The organism is Thermoanaerobacter sp. RKWS2 (genome assembly GCF_026240795.1).
GTDB classification, from domain to species: Bacteria; Bacillota; Thermoanaerobacteria; order Thermoanaerobacterales; family Thermoanaerobacteraceae; genus Thermoanaerobacter; species Thermoanaerobacter ethanolicus.
Genome location: NZ_CP110888.1, coordinates 2,276,308 through 2,302,500 on the forward strand (window position 1 = coordinate 2,276,308; position 26,193 = coordinate 2,302,500).

A 26,193-nucleotide genomic window follows, 5' to 3' on the forward strand; every position below is an offset into this window, starting at 1 on the left:
TCCTCTCACATTTTATCCCATGGAGTTTTCATATAAAGGTCAATTGGAAATATCGGATATCCTAAGTCAGGAACTTTGTTGAGCAATTCTCTTTTTACAGTCACCATCTTAATAGGTATCCCTGTAATTTTTGAGACTTCCTCCACCACTTTTTGACCTTTTAAAATATCCTCTACTGTTGTTTCATAAGATAAATGAGTATTGTTTACCAAATGAGTTACTTTAATTTTAGCTGCTTCTTCAATCGATTTAAGATATTCAATGACCGATTCTACATCTTTTGTAAGTGGCCTGTTTACATTAACTACAAATAATACTTCTGCATCTTGATCCTTTATTATATGCCGATACTGACCTAATGGAGTTGCTCCTACATCGTCTCCCCCAACATCGAAGACTGCATATTTATCCTTGCTGTATAATGCCCCATAGATGTTGCGGGAAATAGCAGGCACATCTGCATTCATATATTTCTCTTCTACTCCTGCTACTCGTATTCTCCACTTATCAAAAAGTTCTTTTCTCACTTCCCTCGACCTAAAATATGGATTTACAATATCTAAATCGACTATTTCTACCTCTTTTCCTGATTCTCTTATAAACTTAGCATAATTTATTGCAACCTCGGTCTTACCTGTACCGTAATGCCCTACTACAATTGTCAACCTTTTGAAATCCATTATCCATCATCCTTTTAACTATACATTTTAGCTTTTTCTTCACCGCTAAGTACCCGATATGCCCCCTGCGCCAAAGCTAACATTTCATCCTCACCTGGATATACATAAACAGGAGCTATAAATTTTACCCTTTCACTTATCCTTTTTACAAAATCCTCGTTATACGCAATTCCACCTGTAATTCCTACTGCATCTACATGGCCTTTTAAAACCACTGCCATCGCTCCAATTTCCTTAGCTGTCTGATAGGCCATAGCTTCTAAGACCAATTCTGCTTTTTTATCTCCTTCTTCAATTTTTTTATAAACTTCTCTTACATCGTTAGTGCCTAAATGTGCCACTATTCCCCCTTGTCCTATTAACTTCTTTTTCATCTCCTGATAGGTGTATTTACCACTATAACATAACTTTACTAAGTCAAGTACAGGAAGTCCTCCCGCTCTTTCTGGAGAAAAAGGCCCTTCCCCATTTAAAGCATCATTTACATCTACTACCCTGCCGTGTTTATGAGCCCCAACAGATATACCACCACCTAAATGAACAATAATTAAATTTACTTCTTCGTACTTTTTGTGTAAGTCAGCAGCTAAACGGCGAGCAATTGCTTTTTGATTTAACGCATGGAATATACTAGATTTTTCAATCTCAGGCATCCCTGTTATTCTCGCTACATCCTCTAACTCATCCACTACTACAGGGTCTACTATATAAGCTGGAATATTGTGTTCTTTAGCTAAAGTATAAGCAATTATACCCCCTAAATTGGAAGCATGTTCTCCTCTTTCAGCCTTCTTTAAATCCTCTATCATTTTTTCATTTACAATATAAGTTCCACTTTCTATTGGCTTTAAAAGTCCGCCTCTCCCTACTATTGCATCAATTTCTGAAAGAGAAATGCCTTTTTCTTTTAACATATTTAAAATCGCCTGAGTTCTAAATTCAAACTGGTCAATAATACTTTTATACTTACTAAGCTCTTCAGTATTGTGCCTTAAAGTTTCAGTAAAAAGGGGCACTGTGTCCTTAAACACAGCAACTTTTGTAGATGTAGAGCCGGGATTTATCACAAGAATTAAAGGCAAAACAATCCCCTCCGTGCTATCAATTTATATTATATTACACTTCCTTTTTCTATCAAAATTTTTAAGGAAAGGGCAAACAAAAAACCGCCCACCCTTATTTGACAATATAATTGTCTTTTACAGCAGCAATGGTCTTTATCCTCTCTTCTGCCACTCTATCTGCTGCTGCATATGTCGGTATGTTCTCTTCTTTAGATTTCTGTATAACCTTTTTCACTGTATCAAATATCATAGAAACTTTTCTCATAGCCCTATCTCTGTTATAGCCAGAAGGATTGAGCTCATCAGCTACATTTATAACCCCACCAGCATTTATAATGTAATCAGGCACATAGAGTATACCTTTCTCTTGCAATATATCCCCATGCCTCTCTTCTTTTAACTGGTTATTAGCTGAACCTGCTACTATCTTACACTTAAGTTGCGGTATCGTTTCATCGTTTATTATCGCTCCCAAAGCACAAGGCGCAAATATATCGCATTCTACCCCATAAATCTCATCCGGTTTCACATATTCAGCTTTAAATTCCTCTACTGCCCTCTTTACATTGTCTTCAAATATGTCTGTCACAATTAGCTTTGCCCCTGCTTCATATAAGTGTTTCGCTAAATTGTAGCCTACATTTCCTACACCTTGTATTGCAACTACTTTTCCTCTTAAATCTAAAGTTCCAAAAATCTCTTCAGCAGCTGCTTGCATACCCCTATAGACTCCATAAGCTGTAAAAGGAGACGGGTCTCCACTGGTTTCTGCTAACCCTGCTACATATTTCGTCTCATAGCGTATATATTCCATATCTTTTAAGTTAGTTCCAACATCTTCTGCTGTTATATATCTTCCTTTTAGAGACTCTATATATCTTCCCAAGCTTCTAAATAGTGCTTCAGATTTATCTGTTCGAGGGTTTCCTATTACAACTGTTTTACCTCCACCTAAGTTTAGGCCCGCAGCAGCATTTTTGTATGTCATTCCCCTTGCAAGCCTTAATGCATCATTTATTGCATCCTCTTCTGAGTCATAAGTCCACATCCTACATCCGCCTAAAGCAGGACCTAAAGTCGTGTCATGAATTGCAATTATCGCCTTAAGACCTGAAGTCTTGTCATGGCATAAAATCACATTTTCATAATCTTTAGTTTCCATTATTTCAAATATTTTCATAAAATATCTCCTCCTATTTAATAATCAACTTAAATAATCAAACATTAGAAGCAAGAGATGCCAACATTATAGAATTAAATTTAGCTTCACTGGAGTCTGCCCTTGAAGTCAAGACAATCGGCCTTTTTGCCCCCATTATTATTCCTGCTATCCTTCTTTCTGCTATATAGGTTATAGCTTTATACAGCATATTACCAGCTTCAATATCTGGAACTAAAAGAATGTCAGCATTACCTGCAACAGGGCTTATTATCCCTTTATGCCGCGCTGCTTCTACTGATAAAGCATTATCAAGAGCCAACGGCCCATCTATTATAGCCCCTTTGATTTGACCTCTTTCACTCATTTTTGAAAGTATTGCTGCATCTAATGTGGCTTGCATATCAGGATTAACTGTTTCAACAGCTCCTAAAACTGCAACCCTTGGAGCATCAATTCCAATTTGCCTTGCAACGTCTACTGCATTTAAAATTATGTCTATTTTCACTTTCAAATCAGGGGCAATATTCATTGCTGCATCTGTCAAAAGGATAAGCCTGTTATAAGGAGATTCAAAAACAGCCACATGACTTAAAGTTCTTCCAGTGCGAAGACCAATTTCCTTATCTAAAACAACCCTTAATATCTCTGCCGTCTGTACAAGGCCTTTCATCAATATATCAGCTTTGCCTTCGCTCACAAACTTTACAGCTTCGCGACAAGCTTCTAAGTTACTTTTTGTGTCTATTATTTCGTGATCCTTTAAAGGCATTGATATTGAAGAAGCTATCCTTTCTATTTTTTCTTTATCACCAACTAATATTGCTTTTACTATTCCTCTTTCATGAGCTTCTTTAATCGCTTCTAATACATCTTCATCTGCCGCTTGAGCTACTGCTATAGTTTTGGGAGGCAAGTCTTTTACGTAATTATACATTTCTTCAAATGTTCTCATATCATACACCTCATCAGCTATAAATCTTGGGCTTTTCAATATTTCTTAAAACTCTTAATGCACCATCTCTTAAAGCTTCCATTTCATCTCCCCCTGGATAAAGAGTTATAGGTGCAATAAAGCTCGTCATATCAATGATTATCTCTATTAGTCGTTTAGAATAAGCAAGTCCACCAGTTAAAATTATTGATTTCACATCCCCCTTTAATACTGCCGCCATTCTGCCAATTTCCTTTGCAATTTGATAAGCCATAGCTTCAAAAACTAATTTAGCTTTTTTATCACCATTTTGTATTCGCTTTTCTACTTCTCTCGCATCATTTGTCTCAAGATGTGCTACCATCCCACCCATACCTACAATTTTTTTCTTCATCTCATCAAAACTGTATTTACCAGAATAACAAAGGTCAACAACTTTCATCGATGGCAGGCTTCCTGTCCTCTCAGGAGAAAACGGCCCCATTTGATTTGCATTGTTTACATCTACAATTTTTCCTCCTTTAATTGCTGCTACAGAAATGCCTCCCCCCATATGAGCCACAACAAGATCCAATTCCTCTTCTTTAACACCATTTTCCATTGCATATCGATGAACACACGCTTTTATGTTTAAAGCATGAGATTGACTTTTTCTTGGAAGCTCAGGAAGGCCAGAAATTCTTGCAACATCTTCCATTTCATCAACAGCTACAGGATCTAATGTATAAACAGGAATATTATGCTTATCTCCTATAGCTCTTCCAATTAGTCCACCGAGATTTGAAGCATGTTCACCTCCAACTCCCCTTTTCAAATCCTCAAGCATAATATCGTTTACAAAATAAGTACCACTTTGAACGGGTTTAATAAGTCCTCCTCTTACCACAATTGCAGATATTTCTTTCAAGTTTATGTTGTTTTGCTCTATCCAATCATTTATAGCATTTAACCTTAAATCAAATTGCTCAATGATACTCTTATATCTTTTAAGCGCTTCAATGTCGTGGACAATCTCCGTTTTTACAATTTCTTTTTCCTCTTCATACAATGCCACTTTAGTAGAAGTAGAACCCGGATTAATAACTAAAACTTTCAACAGGTTCACCTGCCCTTCTTAATACATAATATGAAGTTCTATTACAATTTTTGAGTGTTATTAAAAATTTTTTAACCTTACAATATTTTAATTCTACATATTTGTCAAAAATCCTTCTCTTAAATTAAAATTTTTTTATAAAGACTTTATATTTTGTGGAATTGATAGATTTTTAGCAAAATTAACAGGCGGGAAGTACCCGCCTATTGAATATTAACAGTTACTTTGTCAGGTTTAATCCTAATTATTTGCAAGTTCAAGTTAGTATTTATATTTACAGTTAAAGAATGATCACCCATTGGCAGATTGGTTACGTCTATATATGCGTTAAAATCGGAAGCTGTAGCTCCATTAACTACACTTTCTGGGCCAGATATAGTAATGACTAAATCTGGATTTTGAATTACAACATTTTTGTTGTCTGCTCCTCGTATATCTATATTGCTTATAGTAATCTCTTTAGTCGCTATTTTTTGTATATCCACATATACTTTTGCATTAATATCACTTTTAACAAGTTTCACACCATCTGGCAAATCAAAAGGTACATTTTCAGTGACAGGTTCATTTTTCCCAGAAATATCGATTTGCTTAGTACTTATAGATTTTATCGTATTTAGGACAGTCTCATCACCAGTAATATACACATACTCTGGCAGTACATTTACAGATGCTATCATATATCCTTCCATTGGTTTCCCGAATATTTTAGGAACTACAGGCACACGTATAGATTTATTTACAGGAATATATACTTCAACAAGATTAGGAGTAATAGTAACACCTTTTACTTCTTTTCCTTCTCTGTCAACAGCAACCACTGGAACAGAGATTTTTACATCCTCTTTTTTATAAGAAACATTGACCCCAGCTATCACATTTTTTATAAGATTAATTTTACTTTCTGGTCCAATCACCAATACCTCTCCCGGCGTGGGGACAGCAGGTTGCATAGCATAACCATCCATCACATTGCCAATTACTTTTACAGTAACTGGCATTTGCGTTTTCGCAATATTATCTATTTCTACCTTTATTTCTGACGGATTTATTGAAACTAAGGAGACATTTCTAGGTAATCCTTCCACTGTAACAGGAATGACATTTGTCCCATTAGAATTTACTCTGCTTAAATCTGCAAAAGCTGATATATTCTGGGCTGCTATATTCAGAACATCACTTCGTCTTCCTTTTACTTTTACATTTACCGTATAATTTTTTTCATCTAAAACAATAAGTCCTTTTTTCTCTAAAGTATCGCTATTAATCAATTTGACAGGCACATTGCTTATTTCATAAGGAATTTCTGGATTTTCTTCTCCCATTACATAAAGCCACAGTAAAAAAGCCAATACCAGTGACAGCAATTTTATTGTAAAATCTTTAGTCAGCATGTTTGTTCCCCCATTTTTTCCATACGGGCTTTTTGGTATCTTTTACTTCAAATATGCTCGACAACACCTCTTTTAAAGTTTTTGCATCTAAATGTCTTGAAATCCTGCCATTTTGTGCAAGAGAAATAGTGCCTGTCTCTTCAGAAACGATTATCGCTACCGCATCAGATATTTCAGTAACACCTATTCCCGCTCTATGGCGTGTTCCTAATTCACTACTTAGATTTTGGTTGTCTGTTAAAGGTAAAAAACAACCTGCCGCCATAATCCTATCTCCACGAATTATGACAGCTCCATCGTGTAAGGGCGTATTAGGTATAAAGGTATTTATTAAAAGCTCACTGGAAATTTTAGAATCCATGGCTATGCCAGTTTCAATGAGCTCATTAAGGCCTGTCTCCCTTTCTAAAACAATTAAAGCCCCTATTTTTGAGCGGGACAAAAATTGCACCGCATCGCATATCTCTCCCAAAACCTCTGACATATCTTTTTCCTCTTCATTAAAAAAGAAGAAATTTTTGCCTAAGAACCCGCTCCTACCTAAAGACTCTAATCCACGCCTTAACTCCGGCTGAAAAACAATTAAAAGCGCAATAACTCCTACCGTCATAGCATTTCGCAATATATAATTGACTGTCCTAAGTTGTAGCCATTCGCTCACTTTGGTAATTACAATTAACACAGCAAGCCCTTTAAGCAACTGCTCTGCTCGTGTTTTGTGTATTACCAAAATTAAGCGATACAGGACATAAGCTATTATTAAAATATCTATTACATCGTTAATGCGCATTGTTTTTATGATATCTATAAGTCCATTAAACAAAAAATTCACCTCTCAAGGCTCTGTGGTAAATCGTGTGTACATATTAATTATACAACAAATTTGAATAAAAAATAATTTAAACTGAATTAAATTTTAATTAAAGTGGAAAAATTATTTTAGCAAAAAATAAGGAGGATGAAAATGAATAAAGATAAAATTATAGAAAAAAATATAAAGGAAAAATTAGAAAAGGAAAGGGTGTCTTACGGAGTAGATGTAAATGTCCGGTGTATCAATGGTCATGTAACTTTGTATGGAATAGTAGATAACTTATCCGAAAAAAATCACGCTCAAAAAATAGCAGAAAGCGTAGAAGGTGTAAAAAAAGTAGAAAATAATATAACAATTGCAATAGATAGCAAAATAACAGACAAAGATATAAAGCAGGGTGTTTTGAGAAATCTTCAGAACTCCAAATTTCATGAAGAAATAGGAGAATTAGGTGTTGATGTAACCGACGGTACCGTAACTTTATATGGAAAGATTAATAACGCACAGCAAGAAATAGAAAGCATAAGTCAAGCAGCCCAAGCCATGGGTGTCAAAAGTGTAATAAGCAAATTAGAACTTAACAAAGAGCATAAAATAGATGATGTATCTCTTGTAAATTTAGTAGTACAAAAGCTGTCTCGTTATGATTTGAGTTTGCCTGATTTAGTTATTACAGCAAACAACGGGACAGTAACATTAAGTGGATATGTGAATAATTTAAAAGAAAAAGAATTAGCCAATGAAGCAGCTCAAAGCGTAAATGGGGTAAAAAAAGTGATAAATCATATAAAAATTAGAGAGAAGTCATAGAAGGATATGTCATTCTATGACTTCTACTCTTATGTCATTCTTTTCTACTTCTTTTTTCAATGGATTTATCACATCTCCATGAAGTATAACATCCAGAGCAGACCTTAAAGACTTGCCTACTATTATCTCGGTTATATTGTTTTCTTTCGCAAATTCTGCCAGCGTTTTTGAGATTTTTTTACCCACCAAAATAGAAACTCTGCCACCCATTTTTTGTGCTAAATCAAAGAGCTCCAGCAATACTTTGTTTTGTTTTAAATCATTAGAGATGTCGTTGTTTTTGTTAACGTATACAACACAAAACTCACCATTAGTTTCTTTCGCTCTTTCAGCACCTCTTTCCACAAGCCTGCGGCAGCTTTTCTGCGGGGTCACGCATACCATGATCCTGCTCTTCACGTCAGGCTCGTAACTTAAAACCATTTTAATAAACCCCTTTCAGGTGCATACTTTCCCTTCCAAATATTATTATATGTTAGTTCTCTAACCTATGTCAAATTCATTAATAAACCTTATATTCTTTTTAGATTTAACTGTCTCTTTTTCTTTAACTCTTTTATAAATTCTTTTAGATAACCTACCTCTTCTTGAGAAGGTGTTTTACCTCCATAAACTGTTTCATTGTATATCCGCGTAACTTCACTGAAACCTATATACCCATTTCCCAACACTTTTTTTGATATTCTAAAGGAGTTTCCGTATCTAACTTTTTTAAGCCCTTTTTAGCTAAATGCTTTCCAATTTTTTCATAATAATATATCACCCAAAATTTATTGCCTAAATTATTAATTTTTTTCTTTTTATCCCACCAGTATAAAGAAGTTGTTACCACTAAAATTACTATCAATATTAAGCCAAAACGTAAAATATTAAATTTATTATCATTGAAAAAAGCAATTTCCTGAGAAGTTGTCTCCGTATTATCACTTTGTTGCAGTTTATCGACTGTGCTATGGGAATCTCTACTCCCGTTATCTGGTTGTAATTCCATATCATTTTCTAAATTTAAGTGATTATCATTTGAGAGGGACATTGGAAATTCTAATGAGGGATAATTAGGTGTTGGTTCAAAAGTAATCCAACCGTAGTCATCAAAATATACCTCTACCCACGCGTGAGCATTAGCAGCGGTAATCCTGTATTTGCCATCACTACTAGGTGCTGACGGCATTCTAAATCCCACTACATATCTTGCAGGAATTCCAATTGTCCTGAGCATAATCACCATTGCCGTCGCATAATAAGAACAATATCCTTTTTTTAGATCGAATAAAAAATAGTCAACAAAATCTCTATCCGAAGGAGTAGGAGGAACATCTAAAGAATAGGGGTATTGCCTTAAATATTCTTCCACTGCTTTTACCTTATCATAAAGAGTTTTTTTGTCTTTTGTGATAGAATAAGCTAAATCTTTCACTCTTTCTGGTAGAAGAGTAGCTGGATAAGACAAATATCTTATTCTTTCTTCGCCTTTTAAAGTCTCGTTACCTTTTTGCCTCAGTGAATTTAAATCAATTTGTGGCTTTAAATAAGTGACAACATAAGGCTCTCCAGTACCATGAGAGGTTTTTGCTCTTAAGTTTAAATTATCAACTTCATAATAAAAATCATAGCTTAGTTTATGAGGTTGCCAAGGGGAAAAAAGAATATCTGACTTAATTTTTAGTGGAATTACTGTGATAGTTTTTACTTCAAAATTTACATTATTACTGAAAGTTGGCGGAATTTTATCGCTGCTTTCTACATACATATACTGTTGTCTGGAATTTTCCCATCTATTAGAAAAATTATCATAAATTAAAGGACTTTTTGAGGAATAAGTATAAGTATCATAGACCATTCCCCTAAGGTAAGTACTTTCATCGGCTTCTACTTCCATTATTAAAAAATTATTCGGTTTCACATTTCCGCCTAATTCATTGGCAAAAGTAGTAAAAACCGTTTCCCCAAACCAATCATCATTAGTGCCTTCGCCATTTCTCCAATCTCTAGTAAAAGGGAAAGTATCATAAAACCAATTATTCAATGTTTCCCACTTAACGGGTTTAAAGTTTTTAGGCATCAATTGAGCACTGATAGAGGTAATAGAAGATAGAAAGATTACAACAATCAAAAAAACTGCAATAGGTGCTTTGGCACTGCCTTTTTTAAAATAGTTCTTTATTCCAATATCTATAAAACAAAGCGTAATATAAACTGTCATATAGAGGTAAGCAGCATCTACATAATTATACCACTGCACAACAAAAAACAATATTCCTGAAAATAAAGTTAAAAACCAACTCCTTATGATAATATTTAATAACGTAATAATCAGTGTTACTATAACAACGGTCATTATAATCATAAAAAATCTATATTTTTCTGTTAAAAGGTCAAAGCCTGGAGGCGAAATTGTATAATTCATATAAATATCCGCCCATTTTATAAAACCATCAATATAAGATACAATACTCACTAATAAGCTGCGATATTTGATAAAAACTATGACATCTATAAGTAAAAGGCTTGTAAGCAAAAATATTATCAGTTGTGGCCTTTTGAGCAAAAAAGCAAAAAATATCACTAATACTATATCTAATAGTAAAAGATAATAGAAAGGATATGAGAATCTAAAGCCGCTAACAGCAGATAATATAACCACAAGAGATAGGGCAATTGTCATAATGTGTTCATGCAAACTCTTTTTTAGCTCTTTTGACATCTTTCTTCCCCCAGAAAACAACTTCGATATCTAATTTGCTAATTTTATCTTCAATTTCTTTTGGGTCATTAACATAATAGATTATTAATTCTCTATTACTGCTTCTTAAATCCGCTAATTCTCCTAAAATTACATTATTCAAATAAGGAGTTATTAAAATAAGAGTCACATCATAGGGAATACTTTTATATAATCTCAAAAAGTCCTCTAGACTTTTTTCGTAAACTGGAAAATTCCTTAAAGAAGCCTCAATAAAATTTTTAAAATCTTTAATCGTTCTTCCTTTTATATGAACCTTACCAGTATTGTAATCTATAACACTTACAGGAATACTATGTAAAAGGCAAAATTTCGCTATAGATAACATGCATTCAGCACAATTTTCATCTATTATTCCTTGGGTATCCATAGCAAAATGGTTTTTATCTAAATCCCACAAAATATAAACTTCACTCATCGCGGATACTTGAAATTCTTTCACGTAGAGTTCTCTTTTCTTTGCTGACACCTTCCAATGAATCCTTTTAATACTGTCACCATAATTGTACTTTCTTAATTGCGATATATTAGTATAATCTTCAAAAGCTTTATTTTCCGCCTCTATATTTCCTAATTGTTGTCTTGCCTTCAATTCCACATTTATATTATGAATCCTTGGTAGCACTACAAATTTTAATTTAAAATCATATTTTTTTACTACATTAAAAATTCCAAAAGGATCTTTTATTTCTACTTCAAAAGGTCCAAGAAAATATATTCCTCTTTTTGAAATCACAAATTTTTTTTGTACTTTTTTATTTTTAAAAGGCATAAGATACCATTCTTCTGATTTAAATTTAGCATTTAGAGGAGTATAGTCAATAATTTTAAGATTAAAAACAGGAAGAAAACTGTTGTTTATCAAAGTTATTTCATAGGCTATCTCTTCTCCAACAGTAATTTCATCTTTGTGAGATATAACATAGATATCTATAGAATTTTTTATATGCCTTATATACAGGTAATTCAAAAGGATAAAAAATGCAAATTCATAGACAAGCAAATAAAGTATTTTCCCGCCGGTAAAAATGGCAAAAGCAAAAGAAACTATGAGTAGCAATAAAAGAAAAATTTTATTACGCATATCTTTTTATCACCGGCACCTTTGTGGTATCTACAATATTTTTAATAAACATTTTCTCGTCCAATCCTTCAAATCTTTCTTCATTTTTTAAAATGATTCTATGAGATAACACAGGTACCGCTAATTCTTTTACATCATCTGGTAAAACATAATTTCTTCCTTCGCAAAAGGCCTTTGCCTGAGCAGCTCTCATCAAATTTATAGTAGCTCTTGGGCTTGCACCTAACCTCATTGCTTTGCTTTTTCTGGTATTAGCAACTAATGTGACAATATAATTTCTGACTAGATCATCTACATAGACAGACTTTACCTTCACTTGCATTTCCTTTATGTCTTCAGCATCGGCTACTGGAGAAAGAGACTCTAAAGGGTCCTCTCTCTCGAAATTTTTTAAAATCATCATTTCCTGATATTCATCGGGATAACCTATCTCTATTTTTATCATAAATCTGTCCAATTGAGCTTCTGGCAATCTAAAAGTCCCTTCATATTCAATTGGATTTTGGGTAGCCAATACCATAAAAGGCTTAGGTAAAGAATAAGTAACCCCATCAACAGTTATTTGTCTTTCTTCCATTGCCTCCAAAAGGCTAGATTGAGTCTTAGGAGAAGTTCTGTTGATTTCATCAGCTAAAACTATCTGACTCATTATAGGACCTGGTTTAAATTCAAAGTCGTTCTTTAATTGATTGTAAATAGTTATGCCTATAACATCTGAAGGCAAAAGATCCGGTGTGAATTGTATTCGTTTAAATTTAAGATTTACTGATTTAGCTAAAGCCTTAACTAAAGAAGTCTTTCCTACACCAGGAACATCCTCAATAAGGACGTGGCCTTCAGCCAATAAGGCTATCACCACAAGTTCAATAACTTTTCTTTTCCCTATTATTACTCTTTCTATATTCTCTATAATTTTTTCTACAGCAATATTATCCATTTTTACCTCCACCATATATTCAAATTATTTTTAGAATTTCTAACATATCATTTATGACATAATCCGGTTTTGCTTCCTCTAAGAGATTAAACGGCAAGATTGTCCATTTAACAGCCGCACTTTTTACTCCAGCATTAGAAGCACATAATATGTCATAAGGACTGTCTCCCACCATTAAAGTCTCTTCTTTATTAGCATTGAGTAGTTCCAAAGCTTTTAAAATTGGATCCGGATTTGGCTTATGTTTTTCTGTGTCCTCTAATGCCACAATTACCTTAAAATACTTTTCCAAGTCAAAAAGCCTTAACCCCCTTATAGCCAATTCTCTCCTCTTAGATGTAACTATACCCATTTTTATTCCATTTTTATACATGAGTTCAAGGGCTTCTTTTACATCTTTTCTTATTTTGGTATATTTATCATGATTAAACTCATTGTATTGTCTATAAGTATCCAGCATCAATTCCCATTTATCTTGGCTAAATCTTTTTAAAGTTATTGGAAGAGGTTCTCCAAAGTAAGGAGTAACGTCTTCCGGTTTTATGATATATCCTAAATGCCGTTCAATTGTGTATTTAAAAGACTCAATAATAAGTTCATTGGTATCAATAATCGTTCCATCTAAATCGAAAAGTACTGTTTTTATCCCCATATTATCTCCCTTCATAAATTCTCTTCTTCTTTTAGTATACAAAAAAAATCACTTCATAACAAGACATGAAGTGAAAAATTTTGCTATTCTGAAACTTTTTGAAAATAATGTATTAAACCTTTATATATTGCCCAAGCAATTTTATATTGATAATTTTCGTCATTTAAAAGCTTTTCCTCTTCTGGATTCGACATAAAGCCACATTCCACAATAACTGCCGGCATTTTAGCGTTTCGCAAAAGGTAATAACTATTAGAACTTTTAGCCATCCTGTCGTTATCAGGATCTAACGTATTTCTTAACTCTTGTTGAATAAGTTCTGCTAATAGTTTACCTTTTTCAGAATTGTTTTGATAAAATACCTGTGCCCCTTTGTATTTAGATTGACTAAAGCTATTTAAATGAATACTAATTAAAACATCTGCTATTACTTCATTTGCTTTTACCACTCTATTTTTTAAATCCTTTGAAAGAGAACTATCTGACAAAGTGTCGTCTTCCCTTGTCATCACTACAATACCACCACTTTCTTCAATAAGTTCTCTTAATTTTTGAGCAATCTCAAGATTTAACTCATCCTCATCTTTTCCATATTTTCCAGGTTTCCCAGGGTCTGGTCCTCCATGTCCCGCATCTATGACAACAACTTTATTCATTATTGGAACAGTTTTAAAAGCAGCGATATAATACCCTTTTTTAAAACTATATAACCCTACTATTAAACTTACAATTAGTAAAAACATCATCCACCTTTTAAATACCATGTCCCCATCCCCTTATCTTTTAGTAAAAATTATTCATCTAAAAAAGTTTATATGTCACTTAATAATAAAATCCACATATTATGATTAAAGGAAGGAGGTAAAAATATGGTTACTTTAGAATTCACATACGTAGTACAACCAGGAGACACGGTATTTTCAATTGCTAAAAAATTTAACACCTCAGTTGACGCTATAATCACAAGAAACAACATTATAAATCCATCTTTAATATATCCTGGACAAAGGCTTATCATTCCAGTACAAGGAAGTTATTATACTGTCCAACCTGGAGATACTCTATATCTTATTGCTCAAAAATTTAATGTTCCTTACGAAGCTATCATTTATACAAATAATCTCACATACCCTTATACCATATATCCGGGTCAAAAGCTATTCATCCCTGGAGCAAAAATAATCGCACCACAACCACCACTACCTTCACCACCTCCCGCACAAAAGCCTTGTCCAACTTATTACACAGTACAGCCAGGAGATACTTTATGGACTATAGCACAAAAATTTGGAGTATCATTGGAGGAGCTAATTAAAGCAAACTATTTAATAAATCCAAATATGATATACCCTGGGCAAACATTAATAATTCCTTGTCCCACATCGCCACCCATTGAATATCCCACACTAAAGATTGGAGATAAAGGACCCTTTGTAGTAAACTTGCAAGCAAGACTAAAATCTTTGGGCTTTGACCCTGGTCCTATTGATGGTATCTTTGGAAGAAAAACAGAAGAAGCCGTAAAAGCGTATCAGCAAAGCAGAGGGCTTCCAGTAACAGGAATTGTCGATAATGTGACATGGAATGCACTCTTGTTTGGAACTCCTCCTGTTACTACTCCTACACCACCAGGAAAAGTTTATATAGTAAAACCTGGTGACACTTTATGGAATATAGCAAAAACTTTCAATACAACAGTAGACGCTATATTAAAGGCAAATCCAGATATTAAAGACCCTAATTTGATTTATCCCGGTCAGAGAATTATAATTTCTACATCTTCACAGGAAGTAGCCTATAACCAAGAAGTACAAGAAATAAATGCAGAACAAGAAGAAAGCAAAGAAGAATAAAGTCAAAAAATAGTCAGGAAAAATCCTGACTATTTTTTGACGCTGTCTATATATTTTTCTGCTACATAAGCCGCTGTTGCGCCATCTCCAGCAGCCGTTATAACTTGTCTTAAAGATTTATGCCTTATGTCTCCAGCTGCAAAAACTCCAGGTATATTTGTCCTCATATCATCATCTGTCATGATATATCCATATTCATCAAGGTCTACTATGCCTTTCACCAATTCTGTATTAGGAGCATAACCAATAGCTACAAAGACACCATCTACGTTTAGTGTGCTTTCTTCACCTGTTTTAACATTTTTAAGTTTGAGTCTTTCTACTCCATACTCTCCTTCTACATCAACTACTACAGTATCCCAAATAAACTCAATTTTTTCATTTGCGAAGGCTTTTTCCTGTTCAATCTTTGTAGCTCTAAGTTCATTTCTTCTATGAATTATATAGACTTTTTTTGCAAATTTAGTAAGGTATAACGTCTTCTACTGCTGTATTTCCTCCGCCTATAACTGCCACTGTGGCATCTCTGTAAAAAGCTCCGTCACAGGTAGCACAGAAGGAGATACCAGCCCCTATAAATCTATCCTCATTTGGAACACCTAACTTTTTAGGTGTAGCGCCCATCGCTAAAATAATAGCTTTTGCTTCATAAGTTTTATTAGAAGTCTTAACTTTCTTTACATCTCCTGTAATATCTAGGCTCTCAACATCTTCATTAACAATCTCAAGGCCGTGTTTTCTCACCTGTGCCTCCATCTTGGCAATAAGGTCAGCACCACTTATCTCTTCATAACCGGGGTAATTTTCTAACTGATAAGTATTTACTATTTGCCCTCCCAGATAAGTTTTTTCAATAAGTACCGTTTTAAGCCTTGACCTTGCAGCATACAATCCAGCAGTAAGTCCCGCAGGACCTCCTCCTAAAATAATTAGATCGTACATAATAAAATCACTCCTCCTTTGAAAATAAAATATAATAATGGAAGCAGTAAAAACACTACTTCCATTATTATATCACAAACTTTTTATATTTACATCATCCCAACGGGTTGTCTAAATTTGTTCCTTGCCTCTTGTATATCCTGAGGTGGAGCCGGTTTGACAGGATACCATCCTCTTTGATTTATAGCATTCCAAACTGTCCTTTGATCTTCTAAAGTAGAATTTAAAAGATTGATATATTCTCTTCTTATGCTTTCATTTGCAGACTCAACTGCTGCATGGCTGAACATTTCTATTGCGAATTTGTAATTGCCCAGTACATTCATCATAATATCCTTGTCACTAATTTGCGTATTTCCATACATATTTTTACACTCCTCCTAACTTAAATGTTTTAGCAAAGAATTGAAATTGTTTTGACATCTATCTGCAAGATTTTGGCATAAAGCTTTAAGCTGTGGGTCTTGACATCTTGTAGCATAATCGTTTAAAGTTTTTGTCATATTTTGTTGTAATGATAAAATATCATCCAAATAAAGTAACTCCTTGTTTGAAAGTTGCATATTTATCCTCCCTTCTTAGATTTCATTTTTAATATGCGCACAAAAATAAAAAATATGCAGAGTTTTTCTGCATATTTTTTATTTTATATACCCTTTCCTTTTTAATTTTTCGATATGTTCTTTAAGTTTTTCTTCAATATTTATATTATACTTTTCCTCCAAGACAAACATCATTGAAACTGCGACTTGAGCAACATCTAAAAGCTCCTCTGAAATTTTTTCCATTATCTCTTTTTCGCTTAAAGTGACATTTTCTCCGTTTAAACCTCTAAATTTTCCTATAGCTTGTGCCAATTCTCCTGCTTCTTCCATTAATTTAAGGGCAGTAGATTCCAGTGAGGGTGTCAAATTATTAAGCTTTGGCAAACTTATTTCTTTAAAACTGGTTTTCATGATTTCATCTCCATCTTTTAAGCTTTTTTCGCCTTGCCATAAAGGTTGCCAACTGGGGCGCTACTTCCTTAATCAAATCAAGCATCTTAAAAGAAACATTCCTTATATCCCACTGAGCTTCATTAGTGCATCTCAAATTTGCAAAATGATCAAAAGCCCATAAATCCGCATTCATAAGAACCAAGCGTTTGTGTGCATTTGTTACCACGTAAGGACTTACTTCAGGCAATTTTTCTTTTAATTCTATAAACAATTCCTCTGAAGCCTTTATCGCTTTTATTAAAATTTCGGAAGCCTTCGCTTTTTCGATATTTGGAGGAATAACAAAACCATTTTCAATTGTCGGTTCACCGCAATCAAAGACAATAGTTCTATGCCTTAAAAGCTGATGCCAATTAGCTTCACTTATCTTCAGTTGAAATTTAAATCTAACCGATTTAAATGCCTCCATTAAATGGTCAAATTCCCCTATATCTTCAACTGCCTGCTGCAAGATTTTACTTTTCCCCTCTTCGTCCATCTCCTTCACTGTTTTTCTCACCGCTTCAAAACTTTTACCTGAATATGTAAACAAAATATGCATAATTACAATATCTACCGGAGAATATTCACTATCTTTCCCTGTATAGTCTATTAAAATGACATCCTCATCTGAATTTGATAATTCATCTTCCTTTACAACACTTGCTAAATTCTTTAATCTATCGTGAACTTTTAATTGATAAACAGTAGGAGTTGTATGTCGTAACATGCTTGGTGCAATTTTTTCCCCTTGTTCTACTATTCTTTCGGCTAATAACTTTGCCTCTTTAGTAGGATGCGCGAAAAGTTTTCTCACTATATCCTGTAAATCTAAGGCATTTAAAGCTACTGCAAAACTTGTCTTGGTAGCTAAAAGAAGTGCATATCTCGCATCTTCAAAGGCAATTTTACTAATCCTATTGTAAAACCTTTCTTCACTTTCCCCCTCTTTTTTCTCTTCTGCCCTAGCTAAATATTCTGTCAAAACTTCTACAAGTTTTTCATAGGCATCATAGGAGTTGTTCCAGACTTTTAAAAACTTTTCTTTCAAATCAGGCTTTCCTTCTAATTCTTTTGGTATCACTACTTTATCTCTTGTAGGCTTTTGATACCTTTGGCTCCACTCTATAAAGGCAGGCCGCCTGTTCATAAGTTCAATATCCCCTGACAAAAGCCTTGAAACATCTTCCACGCACAGGTGCATTAAATGCTGCTCAGCAATAGAAGAATGTCCAAATCTTTCAACCCACTTTTCGTGAAATTCTTTCGCCTTTTGTATTGCTTTTTCTAAAGGTATGTTATGTTTGGGTATGTAGTCAGTTATGTTTAAATCTCCATCTGTCAAAGACTCAAGTATATTAAGCCTCCAGCTGGTATCTCTTCTACTTACCTTCGAATTTATAGGTGGAATGATAAACTCCGGCAATGAATGTATAAAATAGACAGGTCCATATACGTCTGTCACAAAATTCTCTAAAAGCTTCTCCTCTTCAGGAGTCAATTTTCTCATTTTCATGTCAAAAACTCCCTTCAAAATTATAAAACCGACCTTTTCGACATTTTATATTATTATATCATAAACTTTTGCTGTAAAAAACAAAAAACAGTTATCAACTGATAACTGTTTTTTACAACTGGTGACCCATCCGCGACTCGAACGCGGGACACCCTGCTTAAAAGGCAGGTGCTCTACCTCCTGAGCTAATGGGTCATATGGTGGAGGGAGATGGATTTGAACCATCGAAGGCGACAGCCAACAGATTTACAGTCTGCCCCCTTTGGCCACTTGGGTATCCCTCCACATTTTTAAAACAATAAAAAGTTTTGCTTGAAGCTTTAACAAAAACTACGTAGCTTATTTTATCATATAGAATTCTATTTGTAAAGGGCTTTTATGCAGTTATTTTTGTGTAAAAATATGTAAACAATTTTGGAATTTGATTTATTTTTGTTTTTCTATATAATGAAGATAGTAATCACATAGTTTTTAATTCATAGCAACTCAAAAATATTGGAGGAAAAAATATGAAACTTGTTTCATGGAATGTAAATGGCTTACGGGCCTGCTTACAAAAAGGGTTTATGTATTATTTCAAAAAAGTAAATGCTGATATTTTTTGTATACAAGAAACCAAATTACAGCCCCATCAGACAGGCCTTGAAGAACTTAATTTAGAAGGTTATTACGCTTTTTGGAACTTTGCTGAAAAGAAGGCTTATTCAGGAACTGCTGTATTCACAAAATATAAACCTTTATCCGTTAACTACGGAATAGGCATCCCTCAACATGACAACGAAGGAAGAGTTATAACGTTAGAATACGAAAAATTTTACTTAGTAAATACCTACACTCCTAATTCTCAAAGAGGATTGACAAGACTTTCTTACAGAATGGAATGGGAAGAAGACTTTCGAAATTATTTGCTAAAATTAGATTCCGTAAAACCTATAATTTTATGTGGAGATTTAAATGTAGCCCATAAAGAAATAGATATAAAAAATCCATCTGCTAATAGAAGAAATGCAGGTTTTACAGATGAAGAACGTGAAAAAATGACAATGCTTTTAAACTCCGGCTTTATAGATACTTTCAGATATTTTTATCCTCATAAAAAAGATGCTTACACCTGGTGGTCTTATATGAGAAATGCCAGAGAAAAAAACATCGGTTGGCGAATTGATTATTTCATAGTTTCTCAAAGATTAAAAGATTATCTTATTGATGCAGAAATTCATTCTGATGTAATGGGTAGTGACCACTGTCCTGTGGTTTTAGAAATAGATGATAAATTAATATAACCATAATTTAACAACTCCTTCTGAAAATTTATAGAAGGGGTTGTATTTTTATAGCAAACTCTAAAGAATTCATTGCACTCTCTCCTCTCCTTAAATTAGCAACAAAGGGCTTTCATCTGGATAAATTTAAAGATGAAAGCCCTTTGAAATTTTACTCAACTTCAACTTTCTTGCTATTCTCCCACAAACCGTGTATATTGCAGTAGCTTGCCGCATAGATTGTTCCTGATTTTTCAACTTTAAACTTTATTGTCAAGTCGGGTTCTGTAAACACTCCATACTCTCCGTGAGATGTAAAATTGTAATTACCTATTTCCACAGGGAATTTATCTCCTTCACCATGGAAATACACTTTAATCCATTTAATGTGGTGTTCCAATGTATTTGGATGTGGAATTTCTTCTCCTATATTGACTCTTAATTCAACTACTTCTCCTTTTTTTACCTTGTCGGAGATATGTATGACAGGTACGTGCTTCTCTCCTTTCCAATCTCCACTTTGATATAATGACCCAAATTTCTCCATAAATATCCTCCCCACTTTTTATTATTTTTTATTCATCATGTCTATATCTTCTTTTAAGTTCTCTAAATCTTCTTCGTGCCCTATTTCATCTTCTAATATCTCAAAAATCAAATGATAATCACTTCTCCTCTCCTTTTATTTTTTAAATTTTTTTTGAATTTATTTATCATATATAGACTTAATCTTAAACTGTATATCAAAGTTGTTTACTTACAACAATACAATAACTTCCTTTACCACATACTTATGTTATTATTATATCACAAATTTACCCAATGTCAAAAAACTTTTAGAAATTTTATATTTAACAAAAGATTATAAACCGGAAATTTTTTTTAACAAAAAACTATGTTATAATAATATACAACTGCAAATAATAATTTAAATTTTGCAATTTAAGGAGAAAGTTAGCATGGATTATAGTGTATTAATAGGCGGTAAAGCAGGTCAGGGAATTGATACTACTGCTAGTCTTTTAGCAAAAATTTTAAAGCGCAATGGCTTTTATGTATTTTCCAATAGTGACTATATGTCCAGAATAAGAGGCGGTCACAATTTTATACAAATCAGATTTTCTAACAAACCGATATACTCTCACAACTCCAAAGTCGACATAATTTTTGCTTTGAATGAAGAAACCATAGAAATTTATAAATCTGATTTAAAAAACTCTGGAGTAATTATTGCTGATAAAGAAATATCTATTAGAGAGAAAGAAGTAAAAGACAAAGTATTGCCTCTACCTTTGATGGAAACCGCTAAACAATTGAAAAATTTAAAAGTCTTTCCTACAGTAGGTTTAGGAGCAATACTTATGTACTTTAATAGATATTTTACAGCCTTGTGTTGTCTGGAACAGAGTCAACACTTTCGCCTGGTATAAAGAGAGAGTATATCATCTACCAGAAGATTACGACTATACTAACAAAGAAGAAGCCTTTAAAAAAGCAATGGAATTTGGAGATAAAATTCCAATAGGTATAATTTACAAAGTCGAAGAAAAATTTGATTTTATAAAAAATGGTCCCCCTTTAGTAGACGCAGAACTCAATCAAAAAAATGCAAAAAAATTAATTAAAGAATTTGTTTGATTTATATTTCAAAAAATAGGGACAGCTCATATTAATTTTTTACTAGCTGTCCCTGTTTTTATTATTGAGATTTTCTTTATCACAAAATTAATTTAAAACATCTAAGATTGCTATAGTACATTCATCTTTCCTTCTTTTTCTAATACCCCTGCTGTCAAATTATATATTTCATCAAAAAACGACTTTAAAACTGCCAGGTCCTTTGACATTGCTATTTTGAGCAGCTTTTTCGCCTGCTATTCCAAAAGCCACAAAAGCTTCTACCGTTACTTCAATCAATACTGTTTTTTAAAAAATTTAACTACCTCCATTACTAAAAGAGGTGTAACTGACATTGCAATAATTATATCCCAGTCATAAACATTAATATTCCTAAGTCCAAATATAGTGTTTAAAGGAGTTACAATTAGAATAACCTGTAACAAAATTGCCACTATCAAAGCAAAAATCATGTATTTGTTTGTAAATAATCCTACCTTAAAAATGGATTTGTCCGACCTTACATTTAAAGCTTGAGCAAGCTGCGATAAAGTCAACACCGCAAAAGCCATTGTTCTTGCAGTCTCTATATTTTGCTTAAGTCCTATAACAAAAGCAATTAATGTGACCAACCCAATTAACATACCTTCAAGCGGTATTCTATAGGCCAACCCTCCTGCGAAAATGCTTTCGCCTTTTTGTCTGGGTTTTTTCTCCATTATATCATTTTCCGGCGGTTCAAATCCAAGAGCAAGAGCTGGCAGGCTATCAGTTATAAGGTTCACCCATAGTATATGTATGGGTTTTAAAGGCATCGGCATGCCTAATATTGTAGCAATAAACAGTACAACTATTTCACCTAAATTACAGGTTAATAAGTAATGGATAGCTTTTTTTATGTTTGCAAATATGGTCCTGCCTTCTTTTATTGCTGCAACTATTGTCGCAAAATTGTCATCAGTTAAAACCATATCTGCTGCTTCTTTTGCAACATCGGTACCAGTTATACCCATTGCAACTCCAATATCCGCCTGTTTAAGGGCAGGTGCATCATTTACACCATCGCCTGTCATTGCTACCACAGCACCATTTTTTTGCCACGCTTTTACAATTCTCATCTTGTGCTCAGGAGATACCCTTGCAAAAACAGATATTCTTTTTATCCTTTCCTTTAATTCTTCATCAGAGATTCTGTCAAGGTCTTCGCCTGTTACTGCTTCATCATTATCCTCAAGAATTCCAAGCTCCCGTGCTATCGCAGAAGCCGTTATCTTGTGATCACCCGTTATCATAACAGGTTTTATTCCTGCTTTTTTACATATTTCAACTGAATGTTTGGCCTCCAGTCGTGGTGGATCTATCATGCCTATAAGCCCTATAAATATCAAATCTTTTTCCATTTCATCGCTGCTCAAATTTTTAGGTATTTCTTTGATATCTTTATAAGCAACTGCAATAACTCTTAAAGCTTCTTTTCCCATTTCTTCGTTAATAGAACTTAACCTATTCTTTTCTATTTCATCAAGCGGTAAAATTTTATTGTCTTTCAAAATATACTTACATCTTTTTAAAATATTGTCAGGTGCTCCCTTGGTAATTAATCTAAAGTCCTCTTTATCCATAACATGTATTGTTGACATCATTTTTCTATCTGAATCAAAGGGTATTTCCGCAATTCTTGGAAATTCTTTTTCTATATCGGCTTTTTTAAGCCTATTAAATCATTTAGCGCAGCAACAATCGCAACTTCCGTAGGATCGCCAATCCCTTTTCCTTCCTCATCTATAAAAGCATCAGTACATAATGCAGCATTTTTTAAAAGGAAATAGTCCTCCTGTTTCACTTCATCTTCTTTTACATTCACTTTTCTATCGTTAATATAAAGCTTCACAACTGTCATCTTGTTCTGTGTAAGGGTTCCTGTTTTGTCAGAACAAATAACACTTGTACTGCCAAGCGTTTCTACAGCCGGAAGTTTCCTTATTATCGCATTTTTCTTAATCATCTTTTGCACGCCAAGTGCAAGCGTAACAGTTATAATAGCAGGGAGTCCCTCAGGAATCGCTGCAACAGCAAGGCTTACAGCCGTCATAAACATATCAAATGCTGGTCTTTTTTGAAGTACTCCTATTGCAAATATTATTGCGCTTATGAGAAGCGCAGCTGTTCCTAAATATTTGCTCAATTCTTCAAGTTTTAATTGAAGTGGCGTTTTGACATTCCTTTCGTTTTCTATCAAACCGGCTACTTTCCCCATTTCGGTATCCATACCTGTAGCAATTACAATAAATTTACCTCTGCCGTAAGTAACCGTAGTACCCATGTACACTAAATTAAGCCTATCTCCTAAAGGTATATTTTCATTTTCTATTACAGTATCAACTTTGTCAACAGGTACTGATTCACCAGTTAATACTGATTCATCTACTTTAAGGTTTTTAGCCTCCACCAATCTTCCATCTGCAGGTATGATATTTCCTGCTTCTATTAATACTACGTCTCCTATTACAAGAGAAGATGCTTCAACTTCCATTACTTTCCCATCTCTTATTACTTTTGCAAGAGGTTGAGACAATTTCTTAAGAGCTTCAAGAGACTTCTCAGCTTTGTTTTCCTGAATTGTTCCTAATAATGCATTTAAAATTACAACAACTAATATTATACTTGCATCTATTGTCTCTCCAAGAAAAAAAGATATAATTGAAGCAATAATAAGAATTAACACCATATAATCTTTAAACTGTTCAAGAAATAATGAAAATATTGATTTCTTTTTCTTTTCTTTTAAAGCATTTTTACCATATTTAAATAACCTTTCATTAGCTTGCTCTTGTGTCAAGCCATTTTTATCATCAGTTTCTAATTCTTTTTTTATCTCTTCTACATCCATATTCCAATATCTTTTCATTAGCAGCCCTCCTTTAAAAATTTTTGCAAAATAAAATAGACCTTTACTTTGTAGTATCCCACAAAGTAAAGGTCTCACTCGCATTTTTTGCTCAATCAGCCGGGCAAAGCCGTCATGACGACTGATTGATTCAGAGTTACTCCCCTTTACTCTATCTAATTAATGAACTGGAGCTGGCAGTGGGATTCGAACCCACGACCTGTTGATTACGAATCAACTGCTCTGCCACTGAGCTACGCCAGCAATAGCTAAAAACTCCATAAAAAAATTATGGTGCCTCGAAGTGGAATCGAACCACTGACACAGGGATTTTCAGTCCCTTGCTCTACCTACTGAGCTATCGAGGCATAATATAATGGCGACCCAAAAGGGACTTGAACCCTCGACCTCCAGCGTGACAGGCTGGCGCTCTAACCAACTGAGCTATTGGGCCGCATTATTATTTAATTTTTTAAATGGTGGGCCTTCAGGGATTTGAACCCCGGACCAATCGGTTATGAGCCGACCGCTCTGCCAGCTGAGCTAAAGGCCCATATTTGGTGACCCCGACGGGATTCGAACCCATGTTGCCGCCGTGAAAGGGCGGTGTCTTAACCACTTGACCACGGGGCCACGATTTGGCTCCTCAGGTAGGACTCGAACCTACAGCCTACCGGTTAACAGCCGGTTGCTCCACCATTGAGCTACTGAGGAATATTTTTAATTCCGGCAGCGACCTACTCTCCCGCGAAAGCAGTACCATCGGCGCTGGAGGGCTTAACTTCCGTGTTCGGAATGGGAACGGGTGTTTCCCCTCCGCTATCGCCACCGGAAATCTAGACCCTCAAAACTGCACAAAGCCTTCTCGGTCAAGTCCTCGACTGATTAGTACCGGTCAGCTAAGAGTGTTTCCACTCTTACACCCCCGGCCTATCTACCTCGTGGTCTTCGAGGTGTCTTACCCCGGCACTCAACTCTACTCACTAGTGGAAAGACTATTCTTTATCCTCTCTTTTAGCCATCTACGCCCTTGTCCTGACTTTTTTAAATGTTTCTCCCTTATCAACGCATCTTTTTTATCTCTATATGCTTCATAGTATACTAATCTCCATTTTCCTTCTCTTGTATTCTTTACTTCTTTTCGTTGATGCGCTAAATACCTTTCCTTTATATTAGACGTATAGCCTATATATATCTTTCCTTTTTCATTTGCCAGGACATACACATAATACATCTTGCCTTCCTCCAGTAAGTATAGTTGAGTGCCGGGTGGGAAACCTAATCTTGAGGCGGGCTTCACGCTTAGATGCTTTCAGCGTTTATCCCCTCCGAACTTGGCTACCCAGCTGTGCACCTGGCGGTGCAACTGGTACACCATCGGTTCGTCCACCCCGGTCCTCTCGTACTAGGGGCAGTGCCTCTCAAGTTTCCTTCGCCCGCGACGGATAGGGACCGAACTGTCTCACGACGTTCTGAACCCAGCTCGCGTACCGCTTTAATGGGCGAACAGCCCAACCCTTGGGACCTACTTCAGCCCCAGGATGCGATGAGCCGACATCGAGGTGCCAAACCTCCCCGTCGATGTGGACTCTTGGGGGAGATCAGCCTGTTATCCCCGGGGTAGCTTTTATCCGTTGAGCGACGGCGTTCCCACTCACTGCCGCCGGATCACTAAGCCCGACTTTCGTCCCTGCTCGAGATGTCTCTCTCGCAGTCAGGCTACCTTCTGCCTTTGCACTCTCTCGCGCGATTCCCGTCCGCGCTGAGGTAAC

General features: G+C 34.8%; 22 protein-coding genes, 8 tRNA genes, 2 rRNA genes and 4 pseudogenes (1 of these 36 only partly in view). 5 read left to right on the plus strand and 31 right to left on the minus strand.

Annotation, left to right across the window (positions count from 1 at the left end; all coding sequences use genetic code 11):
* Positions 1 to 5: 5 nt before the first annotated feature.
* The 7 genes from OEI98_RS11980 to cdaA all read right to left on the minus strand — a co-directional run bounded on the left by OEI98_RS11980 (position 6) and on the right by cdaA (position 7,150).
* Entirely contained in the window at positions 6 to 680 is a 675-nt protein-coding gene (locus OEI98_RS11980) for a hypothetical protein (RefSeq protein WP_003870048.1), read from the minus strand.
* A gap of 14 nt (positions 681 to 694) precedes the next feature.
* The gene (gene buk / locus OEI98_RS11985) at positions 695 to 1,768 is read right to left on the minus strand and encodes a butyrate kinase (protein WP_266040691.1); all 1,074 of its coding nucleotides are present in this window, start codon (positions 1,766 to 1,768) and stop codon (positions 695 to 697) included.
* An 88-nt stretch (positions 1,769 to 1,856) separates the two neighbouring features.
* Positions 1,857 to 2,924: a Glu/Leu/Phe/Val family dehydrogenase gene (locus OEI98_RS11990; RefSeq protein WP_003870050.1), complete on the minus strand. Its 1,068-nt coding sequence runs from the start codon at positions 2,922 to 2,924 to the stop codon at positions 1,857 to 1,859.
* 37 nt (positions 2,925 to 2,961) lie between these two features.
* Positions 2,962 to 3,858 (minus strand): phosphate butyryltransferase, encoded by an 897-nt coding sequence (ptb, locus tag OEI98_RS11995; protein ID WP_003870051.1) that lies wholly within the window; start codon positions 3,856 to 3,858, stop codon positions 2,962 to 2,964.
* Between the two features lie 13 nt (positions 3,859 to 3,871).
* Positions 3,872 to 4,936: a butyrate kinase gene (buk, locus tag OEI98_RS12000; protein WP_208638278.1), complete on the minus strand. Its 1,065-nt coding sequence runs from the start codon at positions 4,934 to 4,936 to the stop codon at positions 3,872 to 3,874.
* Between the two features lie 200 nt (positions 4,937 to 5,136).
* Positions 5,137 to 6,327, minus strand: coding sequence for a YbbR-like domain-containing protein (locus OEI98_RS12005; protein WP_003870053.1), 1,191 nt, complete (start codon positions 6,325 to 6,327; stop codon positions 5,137 to 5,139).
* Positions 6,317 to 7,150, minus strand: a complete 834-nt coding sequence (cdaA, locus tag OEI98_RS12010) for a diadenylate cyclase CdaA (RefSeq protein WP_003870054.1) — start codon at positions 7,148 to 7,150, stop codon at positions 6,317 to 6,319. Before cdaA ends, OEI98_RS12005 begins: the two co-directional genes overlap by 11 nt.
* A 141-nt stretch (positions 7,151 to 7,291) precedes the next feature.
* On the opposite strand from cdaA, the gene OEI98_RS12015 reads away from it, so the two are divergent.
* On the plus strand, positions 7,292 to 7,951 hold the full coding sequence (locus OEI98_RS12015; RefSeq protein WP_266038098.1) for a BON domain-containing protein: 660 nt from the start codon (positions 7,292 to 7,294) through the stop codon (positions 7,949 to 7,951).
* A gap of 9 nt (positions 7,952 to 7,960) precedes the next feature.
* On the opposite strand, the gene OEI98_RS12020 is transcribed toward OEI98_RS12015, so the two are convergent.
* From OEI98_RS12020 to cwlD, 6 genes and pseudogenes are all read right to left on the minus strand, one after another.
* Positions 7,961 to 8,374 carry a universal stress protein gene (locus OEI98_RS12020; RefSeq protein WP_004403326.1) on the minus strand — a complete coding sequence of 138 codons (414 nt, stop codon included), beginning with the start codon at positions 8,372 to 8,374 and terminating at the stop codon, positions 7,961 to 7,963.
* Between the two features lie 89 nt (positions 8,375 to 8,463).
* Positions 8,464 to 10,655 (minus strand): annotated as a pseudogene (locus tag OEI98_RS12030) (transglutaminase-like domain-containing protein).
* Complete coding sequence (locus tag OEI98_RS12035) at positions 10,624 to 11,778, minus strand: DUF58 domain-containing protein (protein ID WP_006569558.1); 1,155 nt, start codon at positions 11,776 to 11,778, stop codon at positions 10,624 to 10,626. Before OEI98_RS12035 ends, OEI98_RS12030 begins: the two are co-directional and overlap by 32 nt.
* Positions 11,771 to 12,715 (minus strand): AAA family ATPase, encoded by a 945-nt coding sequence (locus OEI98_RS12040; RefSeq protein ID WP_004403334.1) that lies wholly within the window; start codon positions 12,713 to 12,715, stop codon positions 11,771 to 11,773. The genes OEI98_RS12035 and OEI98_RS12040 overlap by 8 nt, the downstream gene beginning before the upstream one ends.
* Positions 12,716 to 12,734: 19 nt before the next feature.
* Positions 12,735 to 13,367 carry a pyrophosphatase PpaX gene (gene ppaX, locus OEI98_RS12045; protein ID WP_004403336.1) on the minus strand — a complete coding sequence of 211 codons (633 nt, stop codon included), beginning with the start codon at positions 13,365 to 13,367 and terminating at the stop codon, positions 12,735 to 12,737.
* 83 nt (positions 13,368 to 13,450) lie between these two features.
* A complete protein-coding gene (cwlD, locus tag OEI98_RS12050) occupies positions 13,451 to 14,131 on the minus strand; it encodes an N-acetylmuramoyl-L-alanine amidase CwlD (RefSeq protein WP_266038106.1) in 681 nt (226 codons plus the stop codon).
* Between the two features lie 105 nt (positions 14,132 to 14,236).
* Here cwlD and OEI98_RS12055 point away from each other — a divergent pair, with 105 nt between their 5' ends.
* Positions 14,237 to 15,220: a LysM peptidoglycan-binding domain-containing protein gene (locus OEI98_RS12055; protein WP_074592845.1), complete on the plus strand. Its 984-nt coding sequence runs from the start codon at positions 14,237 to 14,239 to the stop codon at positions 15,218 to 15,220.
* Between the two features lie 29 nt (positions 15,221 to 15,249).
* Here the strand turns inward: OEI98_RS12055 and trxB are convergent.
* From trxB to OEI98_RS12090, 7 genes and pseudogenes are all read right to left on the minus strand, one after another.
* Positions 15,250 to 16,162: pseudogene (gene trxB / locus OEI98_RS12060) on the minus strand (thioredoxin-disulfide reductase).
* Positions 16,163 to 16,251: 89 nt separating this feature from the next.
* Positions 16,252 to 16,527, minus strand: a complete 276-nt coding sequence (locus tag OEI98_RS12065) for a spore coat protein (RefSeq protein ID WP_003870065.1) — start codon at positions 16,525 to 16,527, stop codon at positions 16,252 to 16,254.
* Between the two features lie 15 nt (positions 16,528 to 16,542).
* Positions 16,543 to 16,725 carry a spore coat protein gene (locus tag OEI98_RS12070; RefSeq protein WP_004405882.1) on the minus strand — a complete coding sequence of 61 codons (183 nt, stop codon included), beginning with the start codon at positions 16,723 to 16,725 and terminating at the stop codon, positions 16,543 to 16,545.
* A 78-nt stretch (positions 16,726 to 16,803) separates the two neighbouring features.
* Positions 16,804 to 17,118, minus strand: a complete 315-nt coding sequence (locus tag OEI98_RS12075; RefSeq protein ID WP_003868493.1) for a MazG-like family protein — start codon at positions 17,116 to 17,118, stop codon at positions 16,804 to 16,806.
* Between the two features lie 4 nt (positions 17,119 to 17,122).
* Positions 17,123 to 18,655 carry an FAD-dependent thymidylate synthase gene (locus OEI98_RS12080; protein WP_266038111.1) on the minus strand — a complete coding sequence of 511 codons (1,533 nt, stop codon included), beginning with the start codon at positions 18,653 to 18,655 and terminating at the stop codon, positions 17,123 to 17,125.
* A 119-nt stretch (positions 18,656 to 18,774) separates the two neighbouring features.
* Positions 18,775 to 18,850: transfer RNA gene (locus tag OEI98_RS12085), tRNA-Lys, on the minus strand.
* A 3-nt stretch (positions 18,851 to 18,853) separates the two neighbouring features.
* A tRNA-Tyr gene (locus tag OEI98_RS12090) sits at positions 18,854 to 18,939 on the minus strand.
* A 225-nt stretch (positions 18,940 to 19,164) separates the two neighbouring features.
* On the opposite strand from OEI98_RS12090, the gene OEI98_RS12095 reads away from it, so the two are divergent.
* Positions 19,165 to 19,938, plus strand: coding sequence for an exodeoxyribonuclease III (locus tag OEI98_RS12095; protein ID WP_266038113.1), 774 nt, complete (start codon positions 19,165 to 19,167; stop codon positions 19,936 to 19,938).
* 151 nt (positions 19,939 to 20,089) lie between these two features.
* On the opposite strand, the gene OEI98_RS12100 is transcribed toward OEI98_RS12095, so the two are convergent.
* Positions 20,090 to 20,464, minus strand: coding sequence for a class II SORL domain-containing protein (locus tag OEI98_RS12100; RefSeq protein ID WP_003870069.1), 375 nt, complete (start codon positions 20,462 to 20,464; stop codon positions 20,090 to 20,092).
* Positions 20,465 to 20,876: 412 nt separating this feature from the next.
* On the opposite strand from OEI98_RS12100, the gene OEI98_RS12105 reads away from it, so the two are divergent.
* Entirely contained in the window at positions 20,877 to 21,347 is a 471-nt protein-coding gene (locus OEI98_RS12105) for a 2-oxoacid:acceptor oxidoreductase family protein (protein ID WP_039929139.1), read from the plus strand.
* Positions 21,295 to 21,555: a hypothetical protein gene (locus OEI98_RS12110; RefSeq protein WP_266040695.1), complete on the plus strand. Its 261-nt coding sequence runs from the start codon at positions 21,295 to 21,297 to the stop codon at positions 21,553 to 21,555. Before OEI98_RS12105 ends, OEI98_RS12110 begins: the two co-directional genes overlap by 53 nt.
* A 110-nt stretch (positions 21,556 to 21,665) precedes the next feature.
* On the opposite strand, the pseudogene OEI98_RS12115 reads toward OEI98_RS12110, so the two are convergent.
* The 10 genes and pseudogenes from OEI98_RS12115 to OEI98_RS12160 all read right to left on the minus strand — a co-directional run.
* Positions 21,666 to 21,822: pseudogene (locus tag OEI98_RS12115) on the minus strand (hydroxyethylthiazole kinase); the annotation flags it as partial.
* A gap of 8 nt (positions 21,823 to 21,830) precedes the next feature.
* Positions 21,831 to 24,442, minus strand: a pseudogene (locus OEI98_RS12120) (calcium-translocating P-type ATPase, SERCA-type).
* 168 nt (positions 24,443 to 24,610) lie between these two features.
* Positions 24,611 to 24,685: transfer RNA gene (locus OEI98_RS12125), tRNA-Thr, on the minus strand.
* A 28-nt stretch (positions 24,686 to 24,713) separates the two neighbouring features.
* Positions 24,714 to 24,789: transfer RNA gene (locus OEI98_RS12130), tRNA-Phe, on the minus strand.
* Between the two features lie 9 nt (positions 24,790 to 24,798).
* Positions 24,799 to 24,875: transfer RNA gene (locus tag OEI98_RS12135), tRNA-Asp, on the minus strand.
* A 23-nt stretch (positions 24,876 to 24,898) separates the two neighbouring features.
* A tRNA-Ile gene (locus OEI98_RS12140) sits at positions 24,899 to 24,974 on the minus strand.
* Between the two features lie 5 nt (positions 24,975 to 24,979).
* Positions 24,980 to 25,054: transfer RNA gene (locus tag OEI98_RS12145), tRNA-Glu, on the minus strand.
* Between the two features lie 6 nt (positions 25,055 to 25,060).
* A tRNA-Asn gene (locus tag OEI98_RS12150) sits at positions 25,061 to 25,135 on the minus strand.
* 10 nt (positions 25,136 to 25,145) lie between these two features.
* A 5S ribosomal RNA gene (rrf, locus tag OEI98_RS12155) occupies positions 25,146 to 25,254 on the minus strand.
* 32 nt (positions 25,255 to 25,286) lie between these two features.
* A 23S ribosomal RNA gene (locus OEI98_RS12160) occupies positions 25,287 to 26,193 on the minus strand; it runs 2,357 nt beyond the window's last position.